Genomic DNA, 13,354 nt, shown 5'->3' on the forward strand with positions numbered 1-13,354 from the left:
CTCGCAGTTGGCCCGCTGCAGTGAAAGCCTGGGCGTGCACCCAGGTGCTGGAAAGCCCACGCCCGTCATCCGGTTCACCGCGAACAGGGTCGATCAGTAATCCTCTTCAGGCGCCTCGGCAAACGCCGCCTGCGCATCCCACCCGCCGCCCAGCGCGGCGATCAACTGCACGCTCGCCACCAGGCGGCCCTGCAGCAGGTTGAGAACGCTGCGCTCGTTGCTCAGGGCGGTGGTCTGCACGTTGACGACGTCCAGGTAGGCGATCAAGCCCGCCTTGTACTGGTTGTTGGTCAGGCGCAACGACTCGCGGGCGGAGTCCAGGGCTTCGCTGCGAATCCGCGCTTCATCTTCGTAGACCTTGAGCTGCACCAGGTAGTTTTCCACTTCCTTGAAGCCGTCGAGCACGGCCTGGCGGTACTGCGCCACGGTCTGGTCGTAGACCGCTTCGGTGCGATCGACCTCGGCGGAACGCTGGCCGCCATCGAACAGGGTCATGGCCAACTGCGGGCCCACCGACCAGAAGCGGTTCGGCAGGCTGATCCAGTCGTTGAAGCTGCTACTGCTGTAGCCGCCATTGAGGCTCAGGGTCAGGTCCGGGTAGTAGGCCGCCCTGGCCACGCCGATGCTGGCGTTGGCCGACATGACCTTGCGCTCGGCCGAGGCGATGTCGGGACGCCGCTCCAGCAGCTGCGAGGGCAGCGCCACTGGCACGTCGGGCAGCGCCGGGATGTCCTGGCTGTCGGCCAGGGCAAAGTCTGCCGGCGCCTTGCCCAACAGCACCGCAATGGCGTTCTCCAACTGGGCGCGTTGCCAGACCAGGTCGATCAGGTCGGCCTGGGTGGTCTTGAGCTGGGTTTGCGCCTGGGCCACCGCGTCCTTGCCGGAGACGCCGGCACGGTACTGGTTCTGCGTCATGGTCAGCGAACGCTGGTAGGCCTCGACGGTGGCTTCGAGCAGGCGCTTCTGTTCATCCATGACCCGCAATTGCAGGTAGTTCTGCACCAGCTCCGACTGCAGGCTCAGGCGAATGGCCGCCATGTCGGCAAGGCTCGCCTGGGCACTGGCTTCGTTGGCCGCCAGGCCGTCGCGCAGCTTGCCCCAGAGGTCGGCCTCCCAGCTCACGCCCAGGGTGGTGCTGTAGGTGTCGCGGATACCGCTGCTGTTGTTGCTCAGGCTGGAGCTGGAGCTACCGGTGCCCTGGCTCGAGCGGGTCTTGCCAGCGTTCAGGTCCAGGCTTGGGAACAGTGCGCCACGGGCACTGCGCACCAGGGCCTGGGCCTGGCGGTACTGGGCTTCGTACTGGGCGACGGTCTGGTTGCTGGCGTTGAGCTGGGCAACCAGGTCATTGAGCCGCGCATCGCCATACAGCTCCCACCAGGAACCGCGTGCCAGGGCATCCGACGGATTGGCCTGACTCCAGCCGGCCGCATGCTTGAATTGCACAGGCGTAGGGCTTTCCGGCCGGTGGTAGTCCGGGCTCAGGGTGCAGGCGCTGAGCATGGCCAGGCACAGGCCGCTTGCCAGCAAGCGTGAGCCACGGGCGCCGAGCAGCTGCAGCGAGCGGTTGGAAAGGGTCGGACGTCGGGTCATAGCGGGGTTTCCAAAGCAGCATCGGTGCGCACGCCGCGCCAGTGGTTGAAACGATGGCGCAGGCGGTCCAGATAGAGGTAGACCACAGGGGTGGTGTAGAGCGTAAGGACCTGGCTGAAGACCAGCCCGCCAATGATGGTCAGGCCCAGGGGCTGGCGCATCTCGGAGCCTTCGGCATGGCTGAGCAACAGCGGCAAGGCGCCGAGGATGGCCGCCAGTGTCGTCATCAGGATTGGCCGCAGGCGCAGCAGGCAGGCCCGGCGGATCGACTCCTCCGGGCTCAGGTGTTCATGGCGTTCCAGTTGCAGGGCCAGGTCGATCATCATGATCGCGTTCTTCTTCACCACGCCGATCAACAGGAACAAGCCGAGCAGGGAGATCAGGCTGAATTCGCTGCCGACCACGTACAGGGTGAGCAAGGCCCCGACCCCGGCCGAAGGCAGTGTCGAGAGAATAGTCAGCGGGTGGATGTAGCTCTCATAGAGAATGCCGAGCACCAGGTACACCGCCAGCAAGGCCCCCAGAATCATCCACGGTTGACCTTGCTGGCTCTTGGCAAAGGCATCGCCCGTACCGCCCACCTTGGCGATCACGTCTTCGGGCAAGCCGACCTTGGCCACTGCTCGCTCGACCGCCGCCATGGCCTGGTCCTGGCTGTAGCCTTCGGCAACGTCGAAGTTGATGTTCTCGGAGGCAAACTGGCCTTCATGGCTGACGCGATCGTCGGCCAGGCTGTTCTCGTAATGGGCGAAGGTCGACAACGGCACCCGTGCCCCGTCCGCGGTAATCACCTGGACCTGCTCCAGTGTGCGCGGGTCCTGGGCGTACTTGGGATTGACCTCCATCACCACCTGGTACTGGTTCAGACTGTCGTAGATGGTCGAGATCTGCCGCTGGCTGTAGGCGTTGTTGAGTACCGACGTCACCATGCTCATGTCGATGCCCAGGCGCTTGGCCTGCTCGCGATCGACCACCAGGGTGATCTGTTCGGTGCCGCCGCCATCGCGGGCATCGATGGCCGTGAGTTCCGGCAGCGCCTTGAAGGCCGCGACGACCTTCGGGTACCACTCGCGCAAGGCCGACAGCTCGCTGCTCTGCAGGGTATAGAGAAACTGCGAAGTGCTCTGGTCGCGACCGCCGCCGAACTGCAGGTCCTGATCGGCCATGAGGAACAACCGCCCGCCTGGCACCTTGGGCATTTCCTTGCGCAACCGCTCGATGATCTTCTGCGCCGAGTCCTTGCGCTCGCTGATCGGCTTGAGGCGCACCAGGATCATGGCGTTGTTGGTGCCGCTGTTGCCACCGATGAAGCCGGCCACACTCTGCACTGCCGGATCCTTGAGCAGGGCGCGGCGGTAGATTTCCATCTTCGGTTGCATCACCTGGAACGACAGGCCGTCGTCACCGCGCACAAAGCCCATCAACTGGCCGGTGTCCTGCTGCGGCAGGAACGTCTTGGGCACCACCACATACAGGGCGATATTGACGGCGATGGTCACCAGCAAGCTGAGCAAGGTCAGGCGCCGGTGGCGCAGCACCCAGTCCAGCGTGCGTGCGTAGCCCGCCATCATGCGCTGGTTGAGCTGCTCGCTCCAACGCTGCAGACGGGTCTGCTCGCCCTCGGGATGGGCCTTGAGCCAGCGTGCGCAGAGCATCGGCGTGAGGGTCAGGGAGACCACCAGCGAAACAATGATCGCTGCCGCCAGGGTGATGGAGAACTCGCGAAACAGCGAACCGACAATGCCGCCCATGAACAGGATCGAGACGAATACCACCACCAGCGAGAGGTTCATCGACAGCAAGGTGAAGCCGACTTCCTTGGCCCCCAGAAAGGCGGCGCGCATCGGCGGCACGCCGTCGTCGATATGTCGGGAGATGTTCTCCAGCACCACGATGGCATCATCGACCACCAGGCCGGTAGCGAGGATCAGCGCCATCAGCGACAGGTTGTTCAGGGAGAAGCCGCACAGGTACATGACCGCAAAGGTGCCCACCAGCGACACCGGCACCGCCAGGGTCGGGATCAGCGAGGCGCGCAGGTTGCCCAGGAACAGGAACACCACCAGCACCACCAGGACCACGGCGATGATCAGGGTATGCTCGGCTTCCTTGAGGGTCGCGGTGATCACCGGCGAGCGGTCCATGGCCACGTCCAGCTTGACGCTGGCCGGCATCAGCGACTCAAGGGCCGGCAATTGCTCCTTGATCTTGTTCACCGTCTCGATGATGTTGGCGCCGGTCTGGCGGTTGATGACCAGCAACACCGCCTGCTGGTCGTTGAAAAAGCCGCTGTTGTAGCGGTTTTCCACCGCATCGCTGACCTTGGCCACATGGCTCAGGCGCAGCACTGCGCCATCCTGGTAGCGAATCACCAGGGGCTCGTAGTCCTTGGCTTTTTCCAGCTGGTCGTTGGCCTGCACCTGCCAGTTGCGCTGGCCGTCTTCGATAAAGCCCTTGGGCCGGCGCTGGTTGGCATTGGCGATGGTCTGGCGCACGTCGTCAAGGGCCACCCCGTACTGGTTGAGCAACTGCGGCTCGAGCTCGATGCGCACCGCAGGCAGGGAGCTGCCGCCGATCTGCACCTCCCCTACCCCGGGCACCTGCGACAGGCTCTGCGACAGGATGGTCGAGGCCAGGTCATAGAGCTGGCCCTTCTGCAGCACACTTGAGGTCAGCGCCAGCACCATGATCGGTGCCTGGGAGGGGTTGAATTTCTTGTAGGTGGGCATGCTGCGCATGCCGCTGGGCAGCAGGTTGCGCGATGCGTTGATGGCCGCCTGCACCTCGCGCGCCGCTGCGTCGACATCACGGCCCTGGTCAAAGCCCAGGATGACCCGGGTCGAGCCCTGGCTGGAGCTGCTGGTTAACGTCGTGACCCCGGAAATCGCCCCCATGGAGCGCTCGAGCGGCGTGGCCACCGTCGAGGCCATGACCTCGGGGCTGGCGCCGGGCAGGTTGGCCTGGACCACGATCACCGGAAACTCGATCTGCGGCAGCGGTGCCACCGGCAGCAGGCCGAAGCTGACGCCGCCCAGCAGCATGATCGCCAGGCTCAGCAGCATGGTGGCTACCGGCCGGCGGATGAAAGGCGCGGAGAGATTCATGGCTGGGCCTGCACCACGGTGTCAGGCTGACGGCGCCAGCGACGGGCCAGGCGGTCGAAGTACAAGTAGATGACCGGCGTGGTGAACAGCGTCAGCACCTGGCTGACCAGCAAGCCACCGACCATCACCAGGCCCAGCGGCTGGCGCAACTCGGCGCCGGAGCCGGTGGCAAGCATCAGCGGGATGGCGCCGAACAGCGCCGCCAGGGTGGTCATCAGGATCGGCCGGAAGCGCAGCAGCGCCGCCTGGTAGATCGCAGTCTGCGGGTCGACGCCCTGGTTGCGCTCGGCCTCCAGGGCGAAGTCGATCATCATGATCGCGTTCTTCTTGACGATACCGATCAGCAGAATGATGCCGATGATGGCGATCATGCCCAGGTCGTTACCGCTCAGGATCAGCGCCAGCAAGGCGCCCACCGCCGCCGACGGCAGGGTCGAGAGGATGGTGACCGGATGGATGTAGCTCTCGTAGAGCACGCCAAGCACGATGTACATGGTCACCACCGCCGCCAGGATCAGCAGCAAGGTGCTCGACAGCGAAGCCTGGAACGCTTCGGCCGCGCCCTGGAAGCGGGTCTGCACCCCCACCGGCATGCCAATGTCCTGCTGTACCTGTTCGATCACCTTGACCGCGTCGCCCAGGGCCACGCCCTTGCCGAGGTTGAACGACATCATCACCGCCGGGAACTGGCCGATATGGGCGATCGCCAGTTGTGCCTGGCGCTGTTCGATGCGCGCCAGGCTCGACAGCCGCACCTGCCCGCCTTCACTGGTCTTGACGTGGATCTGCTCCAGCACTTGCGGGCCCAGGGTCGACGCTGCATCCGCCTGCAGGACCACACGGTACTGGCTGGCCTGGGTGTAGATGGTCGAGATCTGCCGCTGGCCAAAGGCATCGTACAGTGCGTTGGTGATGTCGGCGACATTGATGCCCAGGCGGCTGGCGGCGTCGCGGTCGATCACCAGGAACACCTGCAGCCCCTTGTCCTGCAGGTCGCTCGCCACGTCGGTGAGTTCCGGGCGCTGCTGCAGGGCATCGACCAGCTTGCCGCTCCATTGCGCCAGCAGCTCGGCATCCGGCGACGACAGGCTGAACTGGTACTGGGTGCGACTCACCCGGTCTTCGATACTCAAGTCCTGCACCGGCTGCATGAACAGGCGGATGCCGATCAGCTTGTCGACTTCCGGCTGCAGGCGGGCGATCACCTGGGCTGCCGTGAGGTCGCGCTCGCCATGGGGCTTGAGGTTGATCAGCAAGCGGCCGCTGTTGAGCGTGGCGTTATCGCCATCGACACCGATATAGGATGACAGGCTCTGCACCGCCGGGTCCTGCAGGATGATCGCGCTGAGCGCCTGCTGGCGCTGGCTCATGGCCGTGAACGACACCGATTGCGGCGCTTCGGAAATCCCCTGGATGACCCCGGTGTCCTGCACCGGGAAGAAGCCCTTGGGCACCACCAGGTACAGCACCACGGTCAGGCCCAGGGTGGCCACCGCCACCAGCAAGGTCAGCGGCTGGTGCTTGAGTACCCAGGTAAGACCGCGGCCGTAGTAATCGATCATCCAGTCGATCCAGGCGCCGCTGGCGCGGTAGAACCGGCTCTGCTCTTCAGGCTTGGGCTCGCGCTTGAGCAGGCGAGCGCACATCATCGGTGTCAGGGTCAGGGACACCACCAGGGAAATCAGGATGGCCACCGCCAGGGTGATGGCAAATTCGCGGAACAGCCGCCCGACCACATCGGCCATGAACAACAGCGGGATCAGTACGGCGATCAGCGAGAAGGTCAGCGAGATCAGGGTGAAGCCGATCTGCCGGGCGCCCTTGAGTGCCGCCTGCATCGGCGTCTCGCCCTCCTCGATATGGCGCGAGATGTTCTCCAGCATGACGATGGCATCGTCGACCACGAAACCGGTGGCGATGGTCAATGCCATCAGCGTGAGGTTGTTGATCGAGAACCCGGCCAGGTGCATCACGGCAAAGGTGCCGATCAGCGACAACGGCACGGCCACCGAGGGAATGATGGTGGCGCTGAAACGGCGCAGGAACACGAACGTCACCATCACCACCAGGGCGATGGCGATCAGCAACTCGTGCTGCACGTCCTTGACCGAGGCGCGGATGGTCTGGGTACGGTCGGTGAGCACGGTGACGTCCAGGCCCGCCGGCAGGTTGTCGGTGATCGACGGCAACATGGCCTTGATCCGGTCGACCACCTCGATGACGTTGGCTCCCGGTTGGCGCTGGATGTTCAGCAACACGGCCTGGTTCTGGTTGGCCCAGGCCGCCAGGCGCTCGTTTTCGGCGCCGTCGACGATCTCGGCAACATCCTTCAGCCGCAGCGGTGCACCGTTGTTGTAGGCCAGGATCAGGTTGGCGTATTCCTCGGGGGAGCGCAGTTGGTCGTTGGCATCGAGCATCGACACCCGGGTCGGGCCGTCGAAGTTGCCCTTGGGCTGGTTGACGTTGGAAGCGCCGATCAGGGTGCGCACGTCGGCCAGGTTCAGGCCCGCCGAGGCCAGGGCATCGGGGTTGACCTTGATCCGCACCGCCTGGCGCTGGCCGCCGGCGATGCTGACCATGCCGACGCCGCCGATCTGGGCGATCTTTTGTGCAACCCGGGTGTCGACCAGGTCGTTGAGCTTGGGCAGCGGCATGGTTTGCGACGAGATGGCCAGGGTCAGTACCGGCGTATCGGCCGGGTTGACCTTGTTGTACACCGGAGGGGCCGGCAGGTCGGTAGGGAGCAGATTGGTGGCGGCGTTGATGGCCGCTTGCACCTGCTGCTCGGCCACGTCCATGTTCATGTCGAGGCTGAAGCGCAGGGTGAGCACCGAGGCCCCGCCGGAGCTGGTGGAAGCCATCTGGGTGAGCCCGGGCATTTGCCCGAACTGACGCTCCAGGGGCGCGGTGACCGCGCTGGTCATCACCTGGGGACTGGCACCCGGATAGAGGGTCATGACCCGGATGGTGGGGTAATCGACCTGGGGCAATGCCGCCACCGGCAGCATCTTGTAGGCGATCAGGCCCGCCAACACGATGGCCAGCATGCTCAGTGTGGTCGCCACCGGGCGCAGGATGAACAGCCGCGAGAGGTTCATGCGCCGGCCTTGCCCTGGGTGCCCTTGGTCACGGAAGCGTCCTTGGCATCCTGGCCTTGCAGGTGCTGGCCGGGCGTCACGGGTACTTGCGAGCTGTCGTCGACCACCTCTACATCGCTGCCATCGCGCAGGCGGTCAGTGCCTTCGAGCACCACCCGGTCGCCTTTGGCCAGGCCTTCGGTGATCACCGTGTTGTCGCCATCGCTGACCCCGAGCTTGAGGGGACGGATACGGACCTTGTCGTTGCCCTCCATGACGTAGGCGAACGAGCCGTCGGTACCGAACTGGATCGCCGCCGAAGGTGCCAGCACCACGTCTTTCAGGGTGTCGGCAAGCAGGCGCACATTGACGAACTGGTTGGGAAACAGGGCTTCATCCTGGTTCTCGAAAAAGGCCTTGAACTTGAGGGTGCCGGTAGTGGTGTCGATCTGGTTGTCGAGGCTGCGCAACACCCCTACCGCCTGCTGCCGGGTATCCCCCCGGTCCCAGGCTTCCACCGGCAGCTTGGCGCCGCTGCGGTAGCGCGCAAGGACCGTGTTGAGTTCGGATTCGGGCAAGGTGAACGCCACGGTAATCGGCTGGGTCTGGGTAATCACCACCAGGGCGGTGGTGTCATTGGCGGCCACCAGGTTGCCGACGTCGAGCTGGCGCAGGCCCAGGCGCCCGGAGATCGGGGCGCGGATACGGGTGAAGTCCAGGTTCAGCTTGGCATCACCGACCGCCGCCTGGTTGGTCTTGATGGTGCCCTGGAACTGGCCGACCAGCGCCACCTGGGTGTCGAGGGTCTGCTTGGCGATGCTGTCTTCGGCATACAAGCCCTTGTAGCGTTCCAGGTCGATCTGGGCGTTCTTCAATTGCGCCAGGTTCTGCGCCAGGGTGCCTTCGGCCTGCTGCAAGGCGATCTGGTAGCTGCGCGGGTCGATTTCGGCGAGCAGATCGCCGGTCTTGACCTTCTGCCCTTCCTGGAAGTTGACCTTGACCAGCTCACCGGCGACCCGGCTGCGCACATTGACCGTGTTGGTCGCCGTGACCGTGCCCAGTGCCTTGAGGTAAACCGGGAAGTCGCCCACCGTGGCCGGTGCCACGCGCACCGGTACCGGTCCACCGAAGGCACCGAACCCGGGCCGCCCGCCCTTGCCTCCCGGTGCACCGGCCGCCTTGTGGGCGGCTGGCGACGGCCACAGCCACCAGCACAGGCCGGCGACCAGCAGCAGGATCAGCAGGCCGACAAGCCAGCGACGAGGGGAACGGGAACGAGAAAGCATCGGTTGATCGACCATTGTGCGGATAGGAATTCTTTTGAGGAGGCTGAACGATAAGCACTGCAGACAGATAAGCAAAGCGCCTTTACCGGCAATTTACCTTGGCTTACGTTGGTAAGACGATGAAGTTTAAATAAAAACGGCCTGGACAAGGTCCAGGCCGCAACAACTCTTTGCAATTGATACAGCGTCGCGGGGCAAGCCCGCGATCAAAGCATTACTTCAATACAGCCAGCGCTGCATCGTAGTTCGGCTCGTCGGCGATTTCGCCAACCAGCTCGGCGTGCAGCACCTTGTCGTTTTCATCCAGCACCACCACGGCGCGGGCAGTCAGGCCAGCCAGTGGGCCGTCGGCAATGGCAACGCCATAGTTCTCGATGAATTCACGACCACGCAGGGTGGACAGGTTCTGGACGTTTTCCAGGCCTTCAGCGCCGCAGAAGCGCGCCTGGGCGAATGGCAGGTCGGCCGAGATGCACAGCACCACGGTGTTGTTCAGCTCGCCGGCCTTCTTGTTGAAGGTGCGTACCGAGGTGGCGCAGGTAGGGGTGTCGACGCTTGGGAAAATGTTCAGCACTTTGCGCTTGCCGGCAAGGCTTGCCAGGGTCACGTCAGCCAGGCCAGCACCAACCAGGGAGAACGCTGGCGCCTGGGCGCCGACTTTCGGCAGATCGCCCTTGACCTGAACCGGGTTGCCTTTAAGTGTCACTTGAGCCATGAGCTGAGTCCTTATGCGGGGGTGAGTAAAGGACCAAAGTTAATCATGAAAGTGCCAGGACACCTATGGGGGGAAGGATAAATTGTTGCATTGCCAGACAATTTTTGTGGACAAATCAGCCATCCGAAAGCAGACAATCCTGCTTTCGGACAGCCTTGCCGGCCTTAGCTGAGCAGCGAGTAGACCAGCGCAGAGATCGCCACCAGGCCTACGGCAACCACGAACACATTGGACATTTGCCCACTGTATTTGCGCATGGCCGGTACCTTGCGGATAGCGTACATCGGCATCAGGAACAGGATCGCGGCGATCACCGGGCCACCCAGGGTCTCGATCATGCCCAGAATGCTTGGGTTAAGGGTCGCGACGATCCAGCAGATCACCAGCATGAACGCGGCGGTCATGCGGTCCAGGGCCTTGGCGCCGGGACGCTTGCCGCTCTTGACAATCAAGCCCTTGAGGCCTTCGCTGGCGCCGATGTAGTGGCCCAGGAACGACTTGGCAATGGCGATGAAGGCGATCAGCGGCGCGGCAAAGGCGATGGTCGGGTTGCTGAAGTGGTTGGCCAGGTACGAAAGGATCGACAGGTTCTGGTCCTTGGCTTCGGCCAGTTGGGCCGGCGTCAGGGTCAGTACGCAACTGAACACGAAGAACATCACCATCGCCACCATCAGCAAGTGGGCGCGGCACAGGATCTGGCCGCTGCGCTCATCGGCATTCACGCCATAGCGGCGCTTCTGGTCGACGGCAAAGGCCGAGATGATCGGCGAATGGTTGAACGAGAACACCATCACCGGAATGGCCAGCCACAGGGTGTGCAGGAATGCAGCGCCCGACGGCACCTCGGTTGCGGTAGTGAGGATACCGCCGCTCCAATGCGGAATCAGGAACACCGCCAGGAATGCCAGGGCGACGATAAACGGGTAGACCAGCAGGCTCATGACCTTCACGGTGGCCTGCTCGCCGCAGCGAACGATAGCCAGCAGGCCCAGGATCAGCACGAACGACAACACGGCGCGCGGTGGCGGCTCGATGTGCAGCTGGTGCTGCATGAAGCTGCCCACGGTGTTGGTCAGCGCCACGCTGTAGATCAGCAGGATCGGGAAGATGGCAAAGAAGTACAGCAAGGTGATCAAGGCACCGGCCTGGATACCGAAGTGTTCTTCAACCACGTCGGTGATGTCGGCCCCCTCGCGCCCGGAGAGCACGAAGCGGGTCAGCCCGCGGTGGGCATAGTAGGTCATGGGGAAGGCAAGCAGCGCCAGGATCAGCAGGGGCCAGAAGCCACCGACGCCTGCGTTGATCGGCAGGAACAGGGTTCCGGCGCCGATGGCTGTGCCAAACAGGCCCAGCATCCAGGTAGTGTCCTGACGGGACCAGCTGCCGAGGGCAACTGGGGTCGATTCGTAGCGTTGTTCAACGCCTTGGGCCTGCTCGTTCATCCGGGTGCAACTCCACTCGCAAACTGCAACAGGGCTGAGAACAGCGAACCAGAGGCTTCACCGTAGCTCAACCATACAAAGAGGGGCGCGATTGTGCGCCCATTGGTTGCACTTGCAAAGTCTTGACCGAGGAGCGGTTGCACCTTTTACGTTGGAGCGGGCTTACATCGCGATGAGGCAGGTACAACCAGTGCATTTGTATTGCCTGGGCTGGCCTTATCGCGGGGCAAGCCCGCTCCGACACACGGTTTATTGAACGGCGGCAATCGCCTCGGCCACTTGCTGCAGGTTGTCCGGGCGCAGGCCCGACATGCATACCCGGCCGCTGTCGATCAGGTACACACCGAACTCGTCACGCAGGCGACGGACCTGCTCGACGCTCAAGCCGGTGTAGCTGAACATCCCGCGCTGGCTCAGGAAGAAACTGAAGTCCCGGCCCGGCAGCAGCACTGCCAGGGCATCCACCAACCCCTGGCGCATGTCCAGGATACGCAGGCGCATCTGCTCGACCTCGGCCGCCCATTGGGCATTGAGCGCGACATCGCCAAGTACCGCCGCGACCAGTTGCGCACCGAAGTTGGGCGGGCTGGAGTAGTTGCGGCGGATGGTGGCCTTGAGCTGGCCCAGCACGCTCTGGGCGGTATCGGCGTCGTCGCAGACTACCGACAGGCCCCCGACCCGCTCGCCATACAGCGAGAAGATCTTCGAGAACGAGTTGCTGACCAGGCACGGCACACCGGCGCGGGCCATTTCGCGAATGGCATAGGCGTCTTCGACCAGGCCTTCGCCGAAGCCCTGGTAGGCGATGTCCAGGAACGGGATGAGGTTGCGCGCCTTGACCACCTCGATCACCTGTTGCCATTGCGCCTGGCTCAGGTCGACCCCGGTCGGGTTGTGGCAGCACGGGTGCAGCAGGACGATGCTGTTGGCCGGCAGGGTCTTGAGGGTCTCGAGCATACCGTCGAAGTCCAGGCCGCGGGAGGCCGGGTCGAAGTACGGGTAGGTGTTGACGGTGAAACCCGCGCCTTCGAAGATCGCCCGGTGGTTGTCCCAGGTCGGATTGCTGACCCATACCTGGGATTGCGGGAAGTAGCGCTTGAGGAAGTCGGCTCCGACTTTCAGCGCGCCGGAACCGCCGACGGTCTGCACGGTGGCCACGCGGTCGCCCTGCACGGCCGGATGCTCAGCGCCGAACAGCAGCGCCTGGATGGCCTGGCGATAGCCGTTCAAGCCTTCCATCGGCAGGTACAGCGAGGCTTCGTGAGGCTGGCCGGCCATGCGTCGCTCGGCTTCACCAACCGCCGCCAGTTGCGGAACCACGCCTGCGGCATCGTAATACAGGCCGATACTCAGGTTGACCTTGTTGGCGCGCGGGTCGGCCTTGAAGGTCTCCATCAGGGACAGAATCGGATCGCCGGCATAGGCATCGACATGTTTGAACACAGCGTGCAGCTCCTTGGGTCTGGGCAAATCGAAAAAGACTGTGCCGAGGATACCTGTAGCCGCGCCGAAGCAACATGTCCGTTGGTGCAACTAATCTGTGCGCTCCTGCACGCCGTGGTCCCTGCACGGCCAGGGCAGCCAGCCTTGAGTGAAGGCCAGGTGCAGCAGCGCACAGACATTCGCCGTCGCCGTCTTGTCGAGCATATTGCGTCGATGAGTACGCGCGGTCTGGTCGCTGATACCCAGCGCACGGGCAACCTGCTTGTCGCTCAGCCCCTGGGCCAGGCAGCCGAGCACGTGCTGTTCACGTGCAGACAACGGCGTCGGCAACCTTGGCTGCCCGCCCTCAAGGTCGGGGCTGAGGCCAGGCACAGGTAGCGCGCCACCAGCGCACTGGCTCTGCCGACCTCGAGCTTGGCGAGCAGGTTCTCGCGGTGTTTGCGCGCCGTGGACAGCGCGATGGACAACCGCTGGGCAACTTCCCGATCAGTCAATCCACGCGCAACCCACGAAAGCACTTCGGATTCCCGGTCGCTCAATCGCATGTTCGATCCTTGAACTGTTCGCTGCCGCGCGATGGCTTGCCGCGCCTGAAATCCAAGCCTAGGAGCTGCCCTACCCCTGTCAAGCCGGGTGCAACCAGGCCTTTTTGCATACCGCATTTGCCGAATGTTCCTACCCATTTGACGGATAGATC

At 63.8% G+C, this 13,354-nt stretch carries 9 protein-coding genes; all 9 read right to left on the reverse strand.

The annotated features are described in order from the left end of the window. Window positions 1-93: 93 nt before the first annotated feature. The 9 genes from NPS58_RS15125 to NPS58_RS29645 all read right to left on the reverse strand — a co-directional run bounded on the left by NPS58_RS15125 (window position 94) and on the right by NPS58_RS29645 (window position 13,340). On the reverse strand, window positions 94-1,590 hold the full coding sequence (locus tag NPS58_RS15125; RefSeq protein ID WP_274116162.1) for an efflux transporter outer membrane subunit: 1,497 nt from the start codon (window positions 1,588-1,590) through the stop codon (window positions 94-96). Further along, a complete protein-coding gene (locus NPS58_RS15130) occupies window positions 1,587-4,694 on the reverse strand; it encodes an efflux RND transporter permease subunit (RefSeq protein ID WP_274116163.1) in 3,108 nt (1,035 codons plus the stop codon). Before NPS58_RS15130 ends, NPS58_RS15125 begins: the two co-directional genes overlap by 4 nt. After that, window positions 4,691-7,792 (reverse strand): MdtB/MuxB family multidrug efflux RND transporter permease subunit, encoded by a 3,102-nt coding sequence (locus NPS58_RS15135; protein WP_274116164.1) that lies wholly within the window; start codon window positions 7,790-7,792, stop codon window positions 4,691-4,693. The genes NPS58_RS15130 and NPS58_RS15135 overlap by 4 nt, the downstream gene beginning before the upstream one ends. Further along, entirely contained in the window at window positions 7,789-9,072 is a 1,284-nt protein-coding gene (locus NPS58_RS15140) for an MdtA/MuxA family multidrug efflux RND transporter periplasmic adaptor subunit (protein ID WP_425313072.1), read from the reverse strand. Before NPS58_RS15140 ends, NPS58_RS15135 begins: the two co-directional genes overlap by 4 nt. 199 nt (window positions 9,073-9,271) lie before the next feature. Then, complete coding sequence (gene tpx, locus NPS58_RS15145; RefSeq protein WP_274116166.1) at window positions 9,272-9,772, reverse strand: thiol peroxidase; 501 nt, start codon at window positions 9,770-9,772, stop codon at window positions 9,272-9,274. Window positions 9,773-9,936: 164 nt separating this feature from the next. Further along, window positions 9,937-11,214 (reverse strand): serine/threonine transporter, encoded by a 1,278-nt coding sequence (locus NPS58_RS15150; protein WP_274116167.1) that lies wholly within the window; start codon window positions 11,212-11,214, stop codon window positions 9,937-9,939. A 249-nt stretch (window positions 11,215-11,463) separates the two neighbouring features. Beyond that, window positions 11,464-12,657, reverse strand: coding sequence for an aromatic amino acid transaminase (locus tag NPS58_RS15155; protein WP_274116168.1), 1,194 nt, complete (start codon window positions 12,655-12,657; stop codon window positions 11,464-11,466). Between the two features lie 90 nt (window positions 12,658-12,747). Next, entirely contained in the window at window positions 12,748-12,975 is a 228-nt protein-coding gene (locus NPS58_RS15160) for a response regulator transcription factor (protein WP_274116169.1), read from the reverse strand. After that, the gene (locus tag NPS58_RS29645; protein WP_366141738.1) at window positions 12,927-13,340 is read right to left on the reverse strand and encodes a response regulator transcription factor; all 414 of its coding nucleotides are present in this window, start codon (window positions 13,338-13,340) and stop codon (window positions 12,927-12,929) included. The genes NPS58_RS15160 and NPS58_RS29645 overlap by 49 nt, the downstream gene beginning before the upstream one ends. Between the last annotated feature and the right edge of the window lie 14 nt (window positions 13,341-13,354).

The organism is Pseudomonas putida (genome assembly GCF_028682455.1).
Lineage (GTDB): Bacteria > Pseudomonadota > Gammaproteobacteria > Pseudomonadales > Pseudomonadaceae > Aquipseudomonas > Aquipseudomonas putida_AA.

What these genes read in the sequence shown, in the direction of transcription:
- NPS58_RS15135 (WP_274116164.1), bottom strand. Translation starts at nt 7,792, where the DNA reads ATGAACCTCTCGCGGCTGTTCATCCTGCGCCCGGTGGCGACCACACTG.
- NPS58_RS15125 (WP_274116162.1), bottom strand. Translation starts at nt 1,590, where the DNA reads ATGACCCGACGTCCGACCCTTTCCAACCGCTCGCTGCAGCTGCTCGGC.
- NPS58_RS15130 (WP_274116163.1), bottom strand. Translation starts at nt 4,694, where the DNA reads ATGAATCTCTCCGCGCCTTTCATCCGCCGGCCGGTAGCCACCATGCTG.
- tpx (WP_274116166.1), bottom strand. Translation starts at nt 9,772, where the DNA reads ATGGCTCAAGTGACACTTAAAGGCAACCCGGTTCAGGTCAAGGGCGAT.
- NPS58_RS29645 (WP_366141738.1), bottom strand. Translation starts at nt 13,340, where the DNA reads ATGGGTAGGAACATTCGGCAAATGCGGTATGCAAAAAGGCCTGGTTGC.
- NPS58_RS15150 (WP_274116167.1), bottom strand. Translation starts at nt 11,214, where the DNA reads ATGAACGAGCAGGCCCAAGGCGTTGAACAACGCTACGAATCGACCCCA.
- NPS58_RS15140 (WP_425313072.1), bottom strand. Translation starts at nt 9,072, where the DNA reads ATGGTCGATCAACCGATGCTTTCTCGTTCCCGTTCCCCTCGTCGCTGG.